Source organism: Dactylosporangium maewongense (genome assembly GCF_039531485.1).
GTDB classification, from domain to species: domain Bacteria; phylum Actinomycetota; class Actinomycetes; order Mycobacteriales; family Micromonosporaceae; genus Dactylosporangium; species Dactylosporangium maewongense.
Window position 1 is genome coordinate 25,921 of the sequence record NZ_BAAAQD010000026.1, and the last position, 16,960, is coordinate 42,880.

16 protein-coding genes are annotated in these 16,960 nt (G+C 71.9%); 4 read left to right on the forward strand and 12 right to left on the reverse strand.

Annotated features, from left to right (window positions below):
- Window positions 1-2: 2 nt before the first annotated feature.
- Window positions 3-1,151 (reverse strand): acyl-CoA dehydrogenase family protein, encoded by a 1,149-nt coding sequence (locus ABD332_RS45775; RefSeq protein ID WP_344511110.1) that lies wholly within the window; start codon window positions 1,149-1,151, stop codon window positions 3-5.
- 37 nt (window positions 1,152-1,188) lie between these two features.
- Complete coding sequence (locus ABD332_RS45780) at window positions 1,189-2,088, reverse strand: SDR family oxidoreductase (RefSeq protein ID WP_344510843.1); 900 nt, start codon at window positions 2,086-2,088, stop codon at window positions 1,189-1,191.
- Window positions 2,089-2,184: 96 nt separating this feature from the next.
- Here ABD332_RS45780 and ABD332_RS45785 point away from each other — a divergent pair, with 96 nt between their 5' ends.
- Both ABD332_RS45785 and ABD332_RS45790 read left to right on the forward strand, forming a co-directional pair.
- Window positions 2,185-3,402, forward strand: coding sequence for an MFS transporter (locus tag ABD332_RS45785; protein WP_344511112.1), 1,218 nt, complete (start codon window positions 2,185-2,187; stop codon window positions 3,400-3,402).
- Window positions 3,403-3,445: 43 nt separating this feature from the next.
- Window positions 3,446-4,084, forward strand: coding sequence for a nuclear transport factor 2 family protein (locus ABD332_RS45790; protein ID WP_344510845.1), 639 nt, complete (start codon window positions 3,446-3,448; stop codon window positions 4,082-4,084).
- Between the two features lie 30 nt (window positions 4,085-4,114).
- Here ABD332_RS45790 and ABD332_RS45795 read toward each other — a convergent pair whose 3' ends face one another.
- Window positions 4,115-4,921, reverse strand: a complete 807-nt coding sequence (locus tag ABD332_RS45795) for an SDR family NAD(P)-dependent oxidoreductase (protein WP_344510847.1) — start codon at window positions 4,919-4,921, stop codon at window positions 4,115-4,117.
- Entirely contained in the window at window positions 4,918-5,721 is an 804-nt protein-coding gene (locus tag ABD332_RS45800) for a hypothetical protein (protein ID WP_344510849.1), read from the reverse strand. Before ABD332_RS45800 ends, ABD332_RS45795 begins: the two co-directional genes overlap by 4 nt.
- Before the next feature lie 121 nt (window positions 5,722-5,842).
- Here ABD332_RS45800 and ABD332_RS45805 point away from each other — a divergent pair, with 121 nt between their 5' ends.
- Both ABD332_RS45805 and ABD332_RS45810 read left to right on the forward strand, forming a co-directional pair.
- On the forward strand, window positions 5,843-7,108 hold the full coding sequence (locus ABD332_RS45805) for an FAS1-like dehydratase domain-containing protein (protein WP_344510851.1): 1,266 nt from the start codon (window positions 5,843-5,845) through the stop codon (window positions 7,106-7,108).
- 10 nt (window positions 7,109-7,118) lie between these two features.
- Complete coding sequence (locus tag ABD332_RS45810) at window positions 7,119-8,072, forward strand: quinone oxidoreductase family protein (protein WP_344510853.1); 954 nt, start codon at window positions 7,119-7,121, stop codon at window positions 8,070-8,072.
- Here ABD332_RS45810 and ABD332_RS45815 read toward each other — a convergent pair.
- The 8 genes from ABD332_RS45815 to ABD332_RS45850 all read right to left on the reverse strand — a co-directional run bounded on the left by ABD332_RS45815 (window position 8,059) and on the right by ABD332_RS45850 (window position 16,960).
- The gene (locus tag ABD332_RS45815) at window positions 8,059-8,607 is read right to left on the reverse strand and encodes a nitroreductase/quinone reductase family protein (protein WP_344510855.1); all 549 of its coding nucleotides are present in this window, start codon (window positions 8,605-8,607) and stop codon (window positions 8,059-8,061) included. The two genes, ABD332_RS45810 and ABD332_RS45815, sit on opposite strands and share 14 nt — an antisense overlap.
- Complete coding sequence (locus ABD332_RS45820; protein ID WP_344510857.1) at window positions 8,604-10,079, reverse strand: MmgE/PrpD family protein; 1,476 nt, start codon at window positions 10,077-10,079, stop codon at window positions 8,604-8,606. The genes ABD332_RS45815 and ABD332_RS45820 overlap by 4 nt, the downstream gene beginning before the upstream one ends.
- Before the next feature lie 3 nt (window positions 10,080-10,082).
- The gene (locus ABD332_RS45825; RefSeq protein ID WP_344510859.1) at window positions 10,083-10,916 is read right to left on the reverse strand and encodes an ATP-binding cassette domain-containing protein; all 834 of its coding nucleotides are present in this window, start codon (window positions 10,914-10,916) and stop codon (window positions 10,083-10,085) included.
- Window positions 10,916-11,983: an ABC transporter ATP-binding protein gene (locus ABD332_RS45830; RefSeq protein WP_344510861.1), complete on the reverse strand. Its 1,068-nt coding sequence runs from the start codon at window positions 11,981-11,983 to the stop codon at window positions 10,916-10,918. The genes ABD332_RS45825 and ABD332_RS45830 overlap by 1 nt, the downstream gene beginning before the upstream one ends.
- Before the next feature lie 27 nt (window positions 11,984-12,010).
- The gene (locus ABD332_RS45835; RefSeq protein ID WP_344510863.1) at window positions 12,011-12,985 is read right to left on the reverse strand and encodes an ABC transporter permease; all 975 of its coding nucleotides are present in this window, start codon (window positions 12,983-12,985) and stop codon (window positions 12,011-12,013) included.
- Window positions 12,982-13,923: an ABC transporter permease gene (locus tag ABD332_RS45840; RefSeq protein WP_344510865.1), complete on the reverse strand. Its 942-nt coding sequence runs from the start codon at window positions 13,921-13,923 to the stop codon at window positions 12,982-12,984. Before ABD332_RS45840 ends, ABD332_RS45835 begins: the two co-directional genes overlap by 4 nt.
- Before the next feature lie 170 nt (window positions 13,924-14,093).
- The gene (locus ABD332_RS45845) at window positions 14,094-15,671 is read right to left on the reverse strand and encodes an ABC transporter substrate-binding protein (RefSeq protein WP_344510867.1); all 1,578 of its coding nucleotides are present in this window, start codon (window positions 15,669-15,671) and stop codon (window positions 14,094-14,096) included.
- Window positions 15,672-15,778: 107 nt separating this feature from the next.
- The gene (locus tag ABD332_RS45850) at window positions 15,779-16,960 is read right to left on the reverse strand and encodes a lipid-transfer protein (protein ID WP_344510869.1); all 1,182 of its coding nucleotides are present in this window, start codon (window positions 16,958-16,960) and stop codon (window positions 15,779-15,781) included.

Genomic DNA, 16,960 nt, shown 5'->3' on the forward strand with positions numbered 1-16,960 from the left:
CCTCATCGCGGCAGGCCGAGCAGGCGCTCGGCGATGATGTTGCGCTGGATCTCGTTGGAGCCGCCGTAGATCGTGTTGGCGCGGCTGAAGAGGAAATGGGTCTGGGCGTCGTCCAGCTCGTACGCAGGCCCGGTGAGCAGCGCCCCGGCCCCCTCGACGTCGACCGCAAGCTCGCCGAGCGAGCGGTTCCACGTCGCCCACTGCAGCTTGGAGATCGACGCCTCCAGGCCGGACAGCCCCTCACCGGCGGACGCCAGCAGCCGCACCGCCGAGTGCCGCATCACCTGCAGCCCGATGTAGGCGTCGATCAAGCGGTCCCGCAGCGCCGGGTCCTGCCAGGCGCCGTTGTCGTGGGCCCGGGCGATGACGGCGTCGAGCCGCCGGCGGAAGCCGATCTGCTGACCGAGGGTGGACACGCCGCGCTCGAAGCCCAGCGTGCCCATGGCGACCTTCCAGCCCGCGCCCTCGGCGCCGACGCGGTGCTCGGCGGCGGCGACGGCTCCGTCGAAGAAGACCTCGTTGAACTCGCTCGTGCCGGTCAGCTGGGTGATGGGGCGCACCGTGATCCCGGGCTGGTCCATCGGCACGAGCAGGCAGGACAGGCCCGCATGGCGGGTCGAGTCGGGGTCGGTGCGGCAAAGGACGAAGCACCAGTCGGCCAGGTGCGCGAGCGAGGTCCACACCTTCTGCCCGGTGATGACGTAGGTGTCGCCCCGTCGCTCGGCGCGGGTGCGGACCCCGGCGAGGTCCGAGCCGGCGTCGGGCTCGGAGTAGCCCTGGCACCAGATGTCCTCGCCGCTGGTGATGCCGGGCAGGAACCGCGCCTTCTGCTCCGGCGTGCCGAAGGCGAGCAGGGTCGGGCCGAGCAGCTGCTCGGACATGTGCCCGAGCCGGCCGGGGGCGCCGGCGCGGGCGTACTCCTCGTGGAAGATGACCTGCTGGGCCAGGGTCGCCGGGCGTCCGCCGTACTCGCTGGGCCAGCCGAGACCGATCCAGCCGGCCCTGCCCAGGTGACGCTCCCACTCGCGGCGCAACTCGTGCGCCTCGTGCTCGCGCCCCTCGCCGCCGGTGCCGACGGCCTCGGCGAACGGCCCGGTGAGGGCCTCGTGGAGCCAGCCGCGGATCTCGGCCCGGAACTGCTCGTCGCTCACCGGTGCTCCGGTGGCCCGCGCCGCCTCCGAACCCATGTCAGGCGCCGTAGACGGGGGTCGGCGGCTCGGAGCGGGCGATGAGGTCCGCGATCGCGCCGGTGAGCTCCTCCGGCTCCCACCGCTCACCCTTGGTGGCGGCCAGCCCGTGGCGCCAGCCGTCGGCGAGCGAGACCTCACCGCCTGCGGCCTCGAAGACGGCGCCGGTCACGGCCCGCGCGGCGTCGGAACCGAGCCAGACCACGAGTGGGGAGACGTTGGCCGGGTCCATCGCGTCGAATCCCGTCTCGGGGGCGGCCATCGCCTCGGCGAAGACGGCCTCGGTCATCGGGGTGCGGGCCGAGGGGGCGATCGCGTTGACCACGATGCCGTAGCGGGCCCACTCGGCGGCCGCGATCTGGGTCAGGGCGGCGATCCCGGCCTTGGCGGCGCCGTAGTTGCCCTGCCCGACGCTGCCCATGAGCCCGGCGCCGGAGGACGTGTTGACGACGCGCGCGGCGACCTGGCGGCCGGCCTTGGCCTCGTCCCGCCAGTAGGCGGCGGCGTGGCGCATCGGCACGAAGTGGCCCTTGAGGTCGACCTGCAGGACGAGGTCCCACTCCTGCTCGCTCATGTTGACCAGCATCCGGTCGCGGTTGATGCCGGCGTTGTTCACGAGGGTGTGCAGCCCGCCGAAGGTCTCGACGGCCTCGCGCACGAGGCGCTCACCGTAGGACCAGTCGCTGACGTCGCCGGTGCTGACGACCGCTCGGGCGCCGGACGCGAGGATCTCGTCGACGACGGCCTGGGCCGCCGCCCGGTTGCTGTCGATGTCGTTGACGACGACGTCGGCGCCCTGCCGGGCGAACTCGAGGGCATGGGCCCGGCCCAGTCCCTGTCCGGCACCGGTCACGATCACCGTGCGTCCTGCGCAGAAGCCGCCCACCACACGTCCTTTCACTCGAGGTGCGGCCAGACAACCACACCCGCACTGGCGATGCAAGCAAGCGCTTGGTAGGGTGCGGAAAACGACCAGAAGGACGGCGATGACGTGGGAATGTTCTCGGCACTGCGATTCCGAGACTTCCGCTTCGTGCTCCTGACCCTGGTGCTGTCGCAGGGCGGCTACTGGGGCTGCAACATCGCCTTCCAGTCGGTGCTCTCCGAGGTCGACGGCACCCCGGCGACGATGGGCGCACTCTTCTTCTGCCTGCTCGTGCCGTACACCCTCTTCTCCATCCCGGCCGGGGTGCTCGCCGACGCCTTCGACCGGCGGCGGCTGCAGATCGGTGTGCTCCTGGCGGTCAGCGTCCTGGCCGGGGTCTGCGCGGCGACGGTCGCGGCCGAGATCGCCGACCTGCCCGTGCTGCTCGGGCTCGCCTTCCTCGCCGGCACCGGGATCAGCTTCCTGTCGCCGGTGACCCAGGCCCTCGTGGCCAACACCGTCCCGGCCGAGGCGCTCGGCACCGCCGTCCCGCTCCAGGCTGCCGGGCTCAACCTCGCCCGCTCGATCGGCCCTGCCGTCGCCGGGCTGATCCTCGTGGCCTGGGGAGCGCTGGGCACGTTCATGATGTACGCCACGCTCAGCCTCGCCTCGGTCGCGGCCGCGTTCGCCATCCGGACCCGTCGCGTCCCGCCGGCCGTCCCGATGGTCCGGGAGAGCCTGACCGCGCAGGTCAGCGCCGGCATCCGGCACGCCCTGCAGCGGCCACCGGCCGCCCTCTGCCTGACCATCGTCGGGGTGAACGCGTTCTTCGGGTGCGCCTTCACGACCCAGCTCGCCGTCCGGGCGGCCTCGACCTCGGACCACCCGGACACGGTCTTCCCCATGCTCGTGGCCCTGACCGGGCTGGGCTCGCTCATGGGGGTCCTCGTCGTCGCCCGGCTCTCCAAGCGCATCGCGACCGTGCGGCACGCCGCGATCATCCTCGGCCTGCTCGCCGTCAGCACCGCACTGCTCGGCACGGCACCGACAGTGCCCCTGCTCGCGGGGGCCGCGCTGCTGTGCGGCGCGTTCAGCATCGGCACCATGGTGACCCTGCAGACGATCGTCCAGCGGGTCGTCGACGACGCGCAGCGCGGCCGGGTGATGAGCCTCTACTTCCTCGGCTGGGGCGGTATGCCGTTCGGTGCCCTCCTGCTCGGCGGGCTGAGCACGTGGTTCGGCTCCGCGACCGCCTTCCTGCTGTACGCCGCCGCGTGCCTGGCCATGGCGGCCGCGGTGCTCGTGCGGTTGCGCCGCCGCGGGGACAGCGACCCCGTGCCCGCGACATGACCGACCTCCCCCGTTGTTCACCGCTCACTTCCAGGAGTTCGCCGTGACCGACCGGTCCCGCCCGACCACACCCGCGGCGACGCGGCCCGCGACCGCCGGCGTCCCCCAGCCCTTCCGGTCCGGCCCGGGCGAGCTGGACGTACTGCTCGCCGAGCGGGCCATCGAGCGGGCACTGCTGCGCTACGCGCGCGGGGTGGACCGGATGGACCGGGACCTGGCAGCGAGCGCCTTCCATCCGGACGCCCGGATCACCCTCGGCGGGACCGTGGCCGACCGGGACACGACGCTTGACGTGGTCTTCGCGCTCGTGGCGCGGCGCACCATGACGATGCACTACCTGACGAACGTCCTGGTCGAGCTCGACCCGGCGCAGCCGGACCGGGCCCGGGCCGAGACGTACGGCATCGCGTTGCAGCGCAGCACGTCCGAGCCGCCGCACGGCAACATCGTCAGCGGGTTCCGCTACGTCGACCTCGTCACCCGCCGCGCGGGTGAGTGGCGGGTGCAGGAACGCCTGACCGTCTCGGAGTGGCAGCGGGTCGACGACCTCGCCGGACAGTGGCCGATCCCCGACGCCTCGCTGCGGGGAGCCCGCGACGGGTCCGACCCGGTCAGCCGCCCGTGGCCGCCCGGCGGCCCGGGTCCCGGGGCCGGTGAGCCGGACCCGCACGGCGGGTCCTGAGTCGTCCGTGCGGGTCGTCGCCCCGGGCCGTCAGGTCGGGTCGGGGCTCGATCGGCCGAGCATCGCGCGCATCCCGCGGTAATTGCCGGCGACCAGGGCGGCCCGGTCCGCAGCGGAGCGCCGCGCGACGACCTCGGCCTGCTGGCGCACGACGTGCACCGGGCCGGCACCCATGGCGGCCAGCCCCTGGGCGGCGACATCGGCCGGGTCGGCTGCGCCGGTCAGGTCGAGGCCGGCCCGCTCCATGGCGGGGGTGGCGGTGAGCCCGAGCACGAGGTGCAGCACGTCGACGCCGACCTGTCCGAGCTCGAGCCACAGGCCCTCGGTGAAGATCCGGGCGAAGGACTTCGCCGCGGCGTAGATGCTGATGTCGGCGTGGCCGAGGTAGCCGGCCGAGGAGCCGACGACGAGGATGCCGCCGCGGCCACGCGCGGCGAGCCGGGCACCGAGCTCCCGGCAGAGCTCCAGCGGGCGGGTGACGTTGAGGTCGATGACGGCCTGGACCCGGGCGGGATCCGCCTCGACGAAGCGGCTGCGGTAGGTGTTCGCGCCGGCGTTGAGGACGAGCAGGCCGAGGTCGAGATCGGCGACGGCCTCGACGATCCTGGTGGTCGCGTCCGCGTCGAGCAGGTCCAGGGCGAGCGCGCGGCACGGGGCCCCGTGGGACCGGACCCGGTCGGCGACCTCGTTGAGGACCTCGGGCTTGCGGGCGACGAGCACGACGCCGAGGCCGGCCCGGGCCAGTTGGTCGGCGAAGGCGGCGCCGACCCCCTCGGAACCGCCGACGACCAGCGCCCATGGCCCGTAGCGCTCGAGCAGGCCGGTGACCTCGCTCATCCCCGGGCCACGCTGTCCGTCGCCGCAGCGGCGGGCTCGTCGAACCAGTCCCACACCCAGGGGGTGATGGTGGCCAGGGGCCCGGTGAGCAGCGGGCTGGCCGTGCCGGCGAGCGCCGCGGGCGGGGCGGGCAGCGGGTCCGCGGCCAGGGCCCGCGTGAACTCGACCGGGTCGGCCTCGAGGTAGATGAGCCGGATCCGCACGACCGGCCCGGTGGGGTTGCTGCCGCTCGGGGCGCTGCGGAAGGTCCACACGCCCGCAACGCCGTCGCGCGCGAGCAGGTCGGGCACCTGGGTCTCGTGCTCGAACTGGGACAGGTCGGCCACATCGGGGTGCTGCGAGGTCTCGACCCGGCTCACCTCGACGTGCACCCCGCGGTTGGGCCGGAACGGCAGCGCGGCGAGGGTGACGAGCGCACGAGGGGCCACGTAGCCCTGGACGGGGCGGAACATCCGGGTCATCGGCCGTTCGGTCCAGGCCAGCTCCGGTCGCCGGCCCTGGTGGATCGCCCGGTCGCCGAGGTCCTTCCACTCGCGGATCGAGTCAGCGGCCGGCTCGGCGAACCAGTACATCGCCATGTACTGACTGCCGGCGAGTGCGGCGTCGGGGTAGCTGCCGAGCCGCTCGCACGCGGGGGTGCGCACCCAGCGGTCACCGTGGACGACGCCGGGCAGGGCGAGGTTCTCGGGGCGGTGGTCGAGCTGGTGCCACGCGTTGTAGTCGCGGTGGCGGGCGGGGTCGGTCACCTTCGGGAACGAGAAGAACGCGCGGGTGGCGGTCTCTGGGGTGCTCGGGATCACTTCCGGCCCTCTCGCGGGTGGGCGGTGCGGCTCGTTCGACCGCTGAGCCTTGACCCTAGGGCGACCCCCTCCTACAGTCAAGCAAGCGCTTGGTTGACTGTATCGTCCGCGAAGGAGCCCCATGACCGCCAGCGACGCGGCCTTCCGTGCCCGGCTCGACGCCCTGATCGGTCTCGCTGACCCACCCCGCCGGGCCAAGGACCCGGTCACCGAGGCCGCCATCCGTATCTGGTGCGACGCCGTCGGCGACGAGAACCCCGCCTACCAGGACCCCCAGTGGGCCGCCCGCTCCGCCTGGGGCGGCATCGTGGCACCGGCGACCTCACTGAACATGTGGACCCTGCCGGGCAACCGGCGCAGCCACCGCCACGCCGAGAGCCTCGACCGGGTCAACGAGGTCCTCGCCGAGCGCGGCTTCACCTCGGTGGCCGCGGTGCAGACGGAGCACACCTACGTGCGCCCGCTGCGCGTCGGCGACCACCTCGAGCAGTTCCCCTCCATCGGCGCGGTCTCCCCGCAGAAGTCCACCCGCCTCGGCCAGGGCCACTTTGTCGACCTCGTCAGCGAGTACCGCACCGTCGAGGGCGAGCCGGTCGGACGCGTCGTCCTGCGGATGCTGCGCTGGAACCCGGCGACCCGCACCGAGGTCCCCGCGACACCCGGGGACCGCCTCGCCCGGCCGGTACGCCCGGTCGGCGCCGCCCCGGCCGACCTGCCGCCTGCCGGCACCACCGGCACCCTGACCGCGCACCTGCAACCCGGCTACGCCGCCGCCCCTCTCGACGAGCGCCCTTACCTCGTCGGCACCGCCGAGCTCGCCGACGGGACCCGCCTCACCGCAGACGTCGTGGACCTGCGCCCCGACCTCGTGCACGACGGCATGCCGGTCGTCGTGGCCCACCGACGCACCCGCGACGGCCAGGTCCTGCCGGTGCTCACCGCCCCGCGACCCGAACGCCGCACGGGCACCCGCACCGCAGCCGAGGTGAGCACCGGGCAGCGCCTCCCCCCTTGGCCGGTCCCCGTCACCCAGCTGTCCATCGCGGCACTGGCCACCGCGACCTTCGACTTCAACGACGTGCACCTCGACCGCGACGCGGCCCACGAACGAGGCGCCCGCGACGTCTACATGAACATCCTCGGCTCGAGCGCGCTGGTCAACTGCTACCTCACCGACTGGGCCGGGCCGGAAGCTCGCGTCGTCGGCTTCCGCACCCGCCTCGCCGCGCAGAACCACCCCGGCGACACCCTCACCCTCGACGGTGTCGTCACCGGCCTGCAGCGAGCGCCCGAGGCCAGCGGGGGAACGCACGTCACCGTCGACGTCCGCGGCACCAACAGCCTCGGTGACCACGTCATCGCCTCCGCCACCCTCGCCCTGCTCTGAGAGGAGCCCCGTGCTCGCCAGCTACGTCCTCGACTCCGGCTCCCCCGACAGCCTGCGTCTCGGCCGGCTCGAGGCCCCGACGCCCGGCCCCGGTCAGGTGCTCGTGAAGGTCCAGGCAGCGAGTCTGGACCGGGTCGACACCTACATCCGTCGCGGCACCCACGGCATGGCGGTCACCGGGCCGACGATCCTCGGCCGGGACGTCGCCGGCACCGTCGTACGGACCGGTCCCGGCGTCACCGGCTTCACTCCCGGCGACGCGGTCGTCGGGCTGACCACCGGCACCCACGCCGAGCTCGCCGTCGTCCCGGCCACGCACTGTTTCCCACGGCCGGTCGCGCTCGACGCCGTCCACGCCGCCGCGGTGCCCACCGCCGGACGCACCGCCTACGACGCGGTCATCAACCTCGCCGGGGTGCGCCCCGGCGACCGGGTCCTCGTCGTGGCCGCCGCCGGCGCCGTCGGCACCTTCGCCGTCCAGTACGCCCACCACCTGGGCGCGCGCGTCATCGGTACCAGCGCCCCGGCGAAGGCTGACGCCGTGCGCGCCCTCGGCGCCCTCGACGCCGTGGACCACTACCGCCCGGACGTCGTGGACGCCCTGCGTGCCGCCCTGCCCGGCGGCGAGGCCGACGTCATCGTCGAGTCGGTCGGCGGCACCTTGTGGTCCGACGTGCTTAAGATCCTCGCCCCCGGCGGGCGGCTGGTCACCTGCGGCGTCACCGCCGGCAGCCACGCCCACCTGCACCTGGGTCGGCTCATGGTCAAGGGCTGGACGCTGCGCGGCATCGGGCGGCCCGGGCCCGAGGCGGTGGCCCGCCAGCTGTGCGAGGCCCTCACCCTCTCGGCCGTCACCGCCGCCCCCGCGATCGCCGCCACGCACCCGCTCGATCAGGCCGCGGCCGCGCACGACCAGCTGGAGGCCTCCGACTTCGTCGGGCGGATCGTCCTCACGACCGCTTGAGACCCTGGGTGAGCGACTCACCCGACACGGCGGACAGCACGACGAGCGGGATCTGCCGTCCGAATCCCGCGGCCCGTTCGACGTAGCGCGCCACATTCGGCTTGTGCGCCACGACGTGCGCCAGCAGCTCCGGGTCGCGCTCCCCGTCGGTCACCCGCGCCCGCACCGCGATCGTCTTGCGCCGCAGGACGATCCAGCACAGTTCGTGGTGACGCGCATTGACCACCCAGGCCGGATCCGTCGGGCCGCCGCCCTTGGAGCCGACGACCACCAGGTCCGGCCCGTACGGCACGTACGGCAACGCCGCGTCGCGCAGCTGCCCCGACCGGCGGCCCACCGTCGTCAGCAGCAGCGTGGGGTTGTACGGGAACCTGCCCGCCAGCGCGTACTGCAACGACACGAGCGAGAACCCGGTCCGTCGCACGAGGAACCGGTCGAACGCCATCCCGCGCGGCCCACGGATGACCACCAGCCACGGCCGGCCGTAGGAGGCGAACGACCTCGTCTCCGCACCGATGCGGTCCCGGCGGCTCATTGCGCCGCCCGGGCCAGCAACGGTGACAACGTCTCGGCGACGTCGGCGACGTCCTCGATACCCCGGACCACCTCGACGAGCTGCTCCTGCGTGCCCGCATCGAGAATCCCGTCGCAGAACGTCGCCAGCTTGCCGGCCACGAAGTCCCAGTCCGCCCGGGTCGCCTCGTCCCACGGGTCGCCCTGGGCGAAGTCCGACTCGACAACGTACTCCCGGCCACCGGCCCTGATCGTCAGCGCACCCCGCGTCCGGCGGATCTGACCGCCCGGGTGCTCCTTGAGATCGGCCTCCCACTCCGCGTCGAGCACCGGGTCCGGCGCCGTCGTGATCCGGCGCGCCAGGTCCCACACCGCAGGGTCGGCCAGCCGCTGCGGGTCGTACCACTGCGGACCCGGGGCGTACCCGAGCAGCACCAGCGCCGCTGCGTACGGCATGTTGAAGGCGCCGTCCAGCGGCGCGCCGAGCGTGTCCGGAATCTGCTGGGCCGGCTCCCGGAACTGCAACGTCCGGTAGGCCGCCGGGCTCAGCCGGATCTCCATGGACTCGATCTGCGACACCGGCACACCGTGGGTGTTCGGGAACGCGCGGATCGCGTCGAGCGCGGCGTGGGTGAAGCGGCACGTCGGGTACGGCTTGAGCGAGGTCTCGCTGATCCACCACGTCGACCCCAGGCCGGCGACCATCTCGTGCCGCTCACCCCCGAGGAAGCCCATCGCCTCGATGAAGCCCGGAGTGCGGTCCAGCACGTCCAGGTCGCCGGTGTACCCCTCCTCGGCGAGCGCCGCGCCGAGCATCCCGGCCTGCGCGATCGCACCGTACGGGCCGTACTTGAACGCGTTGAACGAGCGCCGCTCGGCCAGGTAGGTGTTCTTCGCCGGCGGGGCCAGCCAGGCGATCAGGCCGAGCGCGTGCGCCAGGCGCTCCGGCTCCCAGCCGCCGACCACGGCGCACGCCGCGGCCGTGCCCATCGAGGCGTAGCCGTGCGACGACAGCGGCGACCAGCGGAACTGCCCGTCCTCGAAGGCCATGAGGGAGGTCGACAGGTTCAGCCGCGCGTTGATCTCGAAGGCGAGGATGCTCGCGCGCAACAGGCTCGCTCCGCCGGCGTGCAGCCGCTCGGCCTCGGCCAGTCCGGCCGCGACCCCGAACACCGCGAAGTGCGCCGAGTTGAAGAAGGTGTCGTCCGCATCCAACGCGTTCATCATGTCCGCGTTGGCGTGCACGGCGTTGATCGCCGCGACCCGCTGCCCCAACCCGAACACCGTCGCCTCGGCCGGGCCGCCGAACCGGGCGGCGACCTGCTGGACCATGCGGCTACGCCGTAACCGCACCGCCGCCAGACCACAGATGAGCGAGTCGAGCAGGACGAGCTTGCCGTAGTCACGCACCGGCGCGGGGATGTCCTCGTCGTGGGTCGTCGTCGCGAACCGCGCGAGCAGCTGCGTCCGCGTCGGTCCCGTCGTAGCGGTCACCGTTCAGCCCACCTTTCCCGGCGCGACGAGCCGGTTGCCCTGCGCGTCCCGCGGCAGCGGCAGCGGAATCGCCGCGAGCAGCTTCTTCGTGTATTCCTGCTGCGGATTGCCGAAGATCTGCGCCGTCGTGTCCGCCTCCACGACCTCACCGGACGCCATCACCATGACCCGGTCGGCGATGACCTCGACGAGCGCCAGGTCGTGGCAGACGAACAGGTACGCCAGACCCAGCTCCTCCTTCAGGTCCAGCAGCAGGTTGAGCACCTGCGCCCGCACCGACACGTCCAGCGCCGCGACCGGCTCGTCGCACACGATGAGGCTCGGCTTCATCGTCAGCGCCCGTGCGATCGCGACCCGCTGCAGCTGCCCGCCGGACAGCTCGGCCGGGTAGCGCCCCAGATAGCGTGATCCGATGCCGACCCTGTCGAGCAGCTCGGCCGCCTCCCGCTCACGCGTGGCACGGTCCTTGTCGGTGTGCACGAGAAGCGGCTCGGCGACCGCGTCCTTGATCGTCATCCGCGGATCGAGCGAGCTGTACGGATCCTGAAAGATCATCTGCATCCGCTGGCGCAGCTCGCGCAGCTGCTTCGGCTTCGTGGCCAGCACGTCGACCCCGTCGAAGGTCACCGATCCGGAGTCCGGCTCGATGAGGCGCAGCACCATGCGCCCGACCGTCGACTTGCCCGCGCCGGACTCACCGACGACCGCGAGGCACTCACCGCGCTCCAGGGCGAAGCTCACCCCCTTGACCGCGTGCGACCACTTCGTACGCCGGCCGAGCCAGTCCCTGCCGGAGCTGAACGACTTCGTGAGGTTCCTGACCTCGAGCAGGCTCATCAGACCGTCACTCCATCCAGAGAGAGCTCCGCGGCACGCACGCATCGCACGTCGTGCTCACCGGCGCCGTCCATACGGATCAGGCCCGGGTGGGCCACGTCGCACCGGCCCGGCTCGGCGAACGCGCACCGGCTGCTGAACCGGCACCCGTGCGGCCAGGCACCCGGGGCCGGGATACCACCGGGAATCGCGCGCAGCCGCCGGTCGGTGCTCAGGCCCGGCTTCGGGATCGACCCGATCAGGCCGGAGGTGTACGGGTGCCGCGGGTTGAAGAAGATCTTCTCGGCGGGCGCGTTCTCGGCCACCTCGCCGGCATACATGACCACCACCTGCTGGCACAGCTCGGCCACCACCGCGAGGTCGTGGCTGACGAACAGCAGCGCCACCCCGGTCTGCTCCTGCAGGTCGCGCAACAGCTCCAGGATCCGCTCCTGCACCGTCACGTCGAGCGCCGTCGTCGGCTCGTCGGCGATGAGCAGGCGCGGGTTGCACGCCATGACCATCGCGATCATGACACGCTGGCACATGCCGCCGGAGAACGCGTGCGGGTACTCGTCGACCCGCTGCGCCGCCCGCGGGATCTGCACCATCTCGAGCATCTCGACGGCGCGGGCCCGGGCCTGCTTGCGGTTCAGGCCCAGGTGCTTGCGCACCGACTCCGCGATCTGGTCCCCGACGGTGTAGGCCGGGTTCAGGCTGCGGATCGGCTGCTGGAAGATCATACCCATGCCGGGGCCACGCAGGTCCCGCCACTGCTTCTGCGTGCCTGCGGTGAGGTCCCGGCCGTCGAAGACGATCCGGCCCGAGGCGATCCGCCCGCCCGTCGCCCCGGTCAGACCCATCACCGCGACCGAGGTCACCGTCTTGCCGGAACCGGACTCGCCGACGAGCGCCATCGACCCGCCCGGCTTCAGCGAGAACGAGACGTCCTGGACGGTCGTCTGCCACCCACCCGAGGGGGAGCGGAACTCGACGTTGAGGTTCTCCACTCGCAGGAGGTCCGCCGCCGCGCCGGTGGCGTCGTTCCCGGTGTGGGCCATCACGCCGGCCGCCCGTTTCCCTGCCATGTCAGCTCCTGTTTGTTGCCGGACCGGTCAGTTGCCCGACCGGGTGCGCACGAGAGCGCGGCGGACACCGTCACCGACGTAGGTGAAGGCGAGGACGGTGAGGAAGATCATCATGCCGGGTGGCCACACGAGGTACGGCGCGAGGCGAATGTTCGAGGAGGCCGTGGAGAGCATCGAGCCCCAGCTGGCCGCGGGGGCCTTCACGCCCAGCCCGAGGAAGCTCAGGCTCGCCTCGGCCGCGACGGCGGTGCCCAGCGACACCGAGATGACGAGGATGATCGGCGGCAGCACGTTGGGCAGCACGTGCCGCACCGTCGTGCGCAGGGTGCTGCACCCCAGGGCGATCGAGGCCTCGATGTAGGTCTCGTGCCGCACGTCCATCGTGCCGGCGCGGGCCACCCGGAAGAAGCGCGGGGCCATGACCAGGCCGATGGCGAGCATCGCGTTGGTGATGCCGGAGCCGAGGACCGCGACGATGGTGATGGCCAGCACGAGCGACGGAGCGCTCATGATCGCGTCCATGATGCGGGTGAGGATCGTGTCGATCCAGCCGCCGCGGTAGCCCGCGATCATGCCGAAGGGCAGGCCGAGCACGAGCGCGACGGCCGCGGCCTGCAGCGCCGCCCACAGCGAGACCCGCGCCCCGAAGATGAGCCGGCTGAGCACGTCCCGGCCGTAGTCGTCGGTCCCCAGCCAGTGCTCGGCGCTCGGCGGCTTGAGCCGCAGCAGCAGGTTCTGCACGTCGGGGTCGTGCGGCGCCAGCACCGGGGCGAGGATCGCGATGAGCGTCAGCACGAGCAGGAAGGCTCCGGCCGCGATCGTCGTGGGGCGCCGCACGATGCTCTTGAGGATGCCGGGAGCCGCGGCCGGCTCCGGGTCGCCCGTGCCGATGTCCGCCGTGGGCACCTCGGCCGCGGTCCCGGCGAGGCCGTCCGCAGGCGTGCCGGCTCCGTGCGAGTCGTGCCCTGGCCCCGGGGACGTCGGGGTCCGCTTCGCGCTCATGAGCGTACCTTCGGGTTGAAGTAGCCGTAGGAGATGTCGACGATGAGGTTGACGAGCACGACGATCGTCGTGCTGAACAGGACGAAGCCGAGCAGGACCGGGACGTCGCGCCCCTGCACGGCCTCGACGGCGGTGCGCCCGAGGCCCGGCATGTTGTAGATCATCTCGATGGTCACCGATCCGGCGAGGACCTCCGCGACGCGGAAGCCGAGGACGGTGATGACGGGGATGCACGCGTTCTTCAGGGAGTGCTTGAACACGACGCTGGTGCGCGACAGGCCCTTGGCCTCGGCGTTGAGGATGTAGTCGGTCTTCATGACCTGCCCGAGCGCCGAGCGCAGCTGCAGGGTCACCTCGGCGGCCGGGAGCAGACCGAGGGCGAAGCCGGGCAGGATGAGGTGCGACAGCCACGGCCAGAAGCCGGCGGACAGCGGCTGGAAGCCGAACGCCGGGAACATCTGCAGCCCGACCGCGAACACCGAGACGAGCACGAGGCCGAACCAGAAGCCCGGGATGGCGATCGCGATCGAGGCGAACCAGTTGACGGCCCGGTCGACGATGCCGCCGGAGCGCAGCGTGGCCGCGAGCGCCAGGGCGGTCCCGAGCACGACGGCGAAGATCATCGCGACGAGCACCAGCGACATCGTCGTCGCCATCCGTCGCGTCAGCAGGTCGGTCACGCTCTGGTCCGAGACGAAGGACGTGCCGAGGTTGCCGTGCAGGACGCCGCCGATCCACTGGATGTAGCGGAGCAGGACCGGATCGTTGAGGTCGAGTTCCTCACGGATCGCCGCGATGCGTTCCGGGGTCGGTTCGTCACCGGCGAGGATGGTGGCCGGGTCCCCCGGGGCGAGCTCGATCAGAGCGAAGACGAGCAACGGGACGAAGAACAGCAGGGGTATCGCTGCGAGCAGTCGCCTGCCGGCGTATCGGAGCATCTCTTACCTCGGCTCAGAGCGTGGCACGCGGCGCCTGGTGGCGCCTGGGGTGTGAGTCCCGCACGGCCTGGTGCCGGCGAGGCCGTGCTGGGGTGTCGCCGCCGGCCCTGGCCACAGCGGGTGGCCCTGACCACCCGGCGGCGACACCACCGGGTGGTCAGGAGCGGCGGTTACTTCTTGACGGCGATGTTGCGCAGATCCCAGATGCCGATGTTCGACATGGGGATGTTGTCGATGCCGACGACGTTCGACTTCGCGACGTTCGCGATGGTCTGGTTGCACAGCGGCAGGAACCAGACCTGTTCGAGCGTCGTCTTCCAGATGTCCTGGTACAGCGGGGCGCGCTTGTCCATCGACAGCATGGGGTTGGCGGCCTCGGCTGCCTTGGCCTCGATGAGCGAGGGGTTCGCGGCGAGCTTGTAGGTGTTGAGCAGGTAGGTGTTCACCGTCGCCGCCGGGTCGGCCTTCGGGCTCCACGACGTGCCGACCATGAGCTCGAAGTCGCCTGCGATGAAGCGCGGCTCGTTCTCGGTGTTGGGCACGGGGTTGAGCGTCGCGTCGATGCCGACGGCCCGCAGCGACGCCTGCACGACGTTGGCCGGCTGCTCGGCGTTCGTGCCCGCGGCGAAGGTGACGGTCACCTTGGCGCCGCCGGCCTGTTGCACCAGGGCCTTGGCCTTGTCGACGCTGAACTCGAACGGGTAGGTGTAGTTCGGCACGCGGCTCGGGTCCGTCTCGGGGACGACCTGGCGCGTCGGCGTGCAGGTGCCGCTGAAGAGCGCGCTGATCGCCGCCGGGTCGACCGCGTGGGCGATCGCCTGGCGGACCTCGAGCTTGCTGACGTCGCCCTTGTTGGCGCGCAGGTAGATGCCGACGAGGTTCTTGAACTTCACCTCGTGCTTCTGCAGACCGCTGCCCGGGGTGACGATCTTCTGGACCGTGGCGATCTCCGTGGCCGAGCTGAGCGGGGCCAGGTCGATCTGGCCGCTCTGCAGGCCGTTGAGGCGGGCCGCGGCGTCGGGCACGCGCTGCAGCTCGATGCCGCCGAGGCGGCCGACGTTCGGGTCCCAGTAGCTGTCGGCCCGCTTGAGCACGAGCTTCTCCTGGGGCACGAGCTCGGTGGCGATGTACGGGCCTGAGCCGGCGGTGCCCGGCTTGGTCTTGATGTCGACGCCGTCCTTGATGGCCTTGGGGCTGACCATCATGCCGGCCGTGCCGGTGAAGGACGCGGGCAGCTGGACGCCTTTGCCCTTGACCAGCTTGAGGCGCACGGTCGTCGGGTTGGCGACCTCGACCGTCTCGATGTCGGCGAGGTCGCTCTTGAGGGTCGAGCCCTGGAGGGTCTTGCCCCGCTCGATGTTGGCCTTGACGGCCTCGGCGTCGAACGGCGTGCCGTCGTGGAACTTCACGTCGTCACGCAGCTTGAGCTCCAGGACGCTGCCGTTCTCCACGAAGTTCCACTCTTTGGCCAGACCCGGGACGACCTTGTCGTCCTTGTCCAGCATGGTCAGCCGGTCCCACACGAGGAACAGGTAGCCCCAGGCGCCGTAGCTCGTCTGGAGGGCCGGATCGAGGTCGCGTAACGGACCCGCCGACGCGAACTTGAGCACGGCCGATGTGTCGATCTCGCCTCCGGAACCGCTGCTGCTGTCCGTCGGGCTGGTGCTGGTGCAGCCGGCCACCATGGCGAGCGCCCCGGCGGCCGTCAGCGCGATGACGCGCTCCCAAGTTTTGTTGATGAAACCCATATCACCCGTCCAAAACACGAGCCGAATTGATCAAGAGGGGGTGTCCGCCCGGCGGTTGCCGGGCGGGATCCGTGGGGGGGGTGACCACCGGGCGCTCGCCCGGCGTTTCACCCGTCCGCGGACAAGATCAGGGCGCTGGTCGGTACTCCGACGCCCGCCGTCACAAGGACGTTGCGGACGCCGTCGGGCTGATTGGTCGAGGTGCCCCGGACGAGACGGACGCCCTCCGCGACGCCGTTCGTGCCGTGCAGGTAGGCCTCACCGATCTGGCCGCCGTGGGTGTTGGTCGGCAGCGAGCCGGTGACCTCGAGGTTGCCGTCGGCGATGAAGTCCTTGGCCTCGCCGCGGCCGCAGAAGCCGTACTCCTCGAGCTGGTTGAGCACGTACGGGGTGAAGTGGTCGTAGAGGATCGCCGCATCCATGTCGGCGGGTCCGAGGCCTGACTGGGCCCACAGCTGCTGGGCGCAGAGCTCGACCTCGGGGATCCGGGTCAGGTCCTCCCGGTAGTAGCTGACCATCTGGTACTGGTCCGGTCCCAGGCCCTGGGCCGCCCCGACGATGTACGCCGGGGTGGACGGCAGGTCCTTGGCGCGCTCGGCGCTGACGATGACCATCGCCTGGCCGCCGTCGGTCTCCTGGCAGCAGTCGAACAGGTGCAGCGGCTCGGCGATCCAGCGGGAGGCCTGGTGCTCCTCGAGGGTGAGCGGCTTGCCGTAGAACCACGCCTTGGGGTTGTTCGCGGCGTGCTTGCGGGCGAGCACGGCGACCCGGCCGTAGTCCTCGCTGGTCGCGCCGTACTTGTGCAGGTAGCGACGGGCGAACATCGCGGTGTGCTGGGCCGGCGTGAGCAGACCGTACGGGTTGACCCAGGAGCGGTACTCGTTGTCCGAGGTGGCCTGGGTCTTCGCCGGAGGCGGCCCCTGCCCGAAACGCACGCCGGAACGCTCGTTGAAGGCACGGTAGGCCACGACGACGTCGGCGATGCCGCTCGCGACGGCCATAGCGGCCTGCTGGACGGGGGCACAGGCGCCGCCACCGCCGTAGGGGATCCGGGAGAAGAACTTCAGCTCGGGGATGCCCAGGCTGCGGGCGACCATGTTCTCCGGGTTGGTCTCCATGGTGAAGGTCGTCATACCGTCGACGTCGGCGGGGCTCAGGCCCGCGTCGGCGAGGGCGGCCAGGACGGCCTCGGTGGCCAGCTGCAGCTCGCTGCGGCCGGAGTCCTTGGAGAACTCCGTCGCGCCGATGCCGACGATCGCGGTGCGACCCGACAGGAAGTTGTCCGTCAC

Excerpts from the sequence above, each read along its gene's own strand:
- ABD332_RS45785 (WP_344511112.1), top strand. The coding sequence starts at position 2,185 with ATGTTCTCGGCACTGCGATTCCGAGACTTCCGCTTCGTGCTCCTGACC.
- ABD332_RS45795 (WP_344510847.1), bottom strand. The coding sequence starts at position 4,921 with ATGAGCGAGGTCACCGGCCTGCTCGAGCGCTACGGGCCATGGGCGCTG.
- ABD332_RS45805 (WP_344510851.1), top strand. The coding sequence starts at position 5,843 with ATGACCGCCAGCGACGCGGCCTTCCGTGCCCGGCTCGACGCCCTGATC.
- ABD332_RS45815 (WP_344510855.1), bottom strand. The coding sequence starts at position 8,607 with ATGAGCCGCCGGGACCGCATCGGTGCGGAGACGAGGTCGTTCGCCTCC.
- ABD332_RS45825 (WP_344510859.1), bottom strand. The coding sequence starts at position 10,916 with ATGAGCCTGCTCGAGGTCAGGAACCTCACGAAGTCGTTCAGCTCCGGC.
- ABD332_RS45830 (WP_344510861.1), bottom strand. The coding sequence starts at position 11,983 with ATGGCAGGGAAACGGGCGGCCGGCGTGATGGCCCACACCGGGAACGAC.
- ABD332_RS45835 (WP_344510863.1), bottom strand. The coding sequence starts at position 12,985 with ATGAGCGCGAAGCGGACCCCGACGTCCCCGGGGCCAGGGCACGACTCG.
- ABD332_RS45840 (WP_344510865.1), bottom strand. The coding sequence starts at position 13,923 with ATGCTCCGATACGCCGGCAGGCGACTGCTCGCAGCGATACCCCTGCTG.
- ABD332_RS45845 (WP_344510867.1), bottom strand. The coding sequence starts at position 15,671 with ATGGGTTTCATCAACAAAACTTGGGAGCGCGTCATCGCGCTGACGGCC.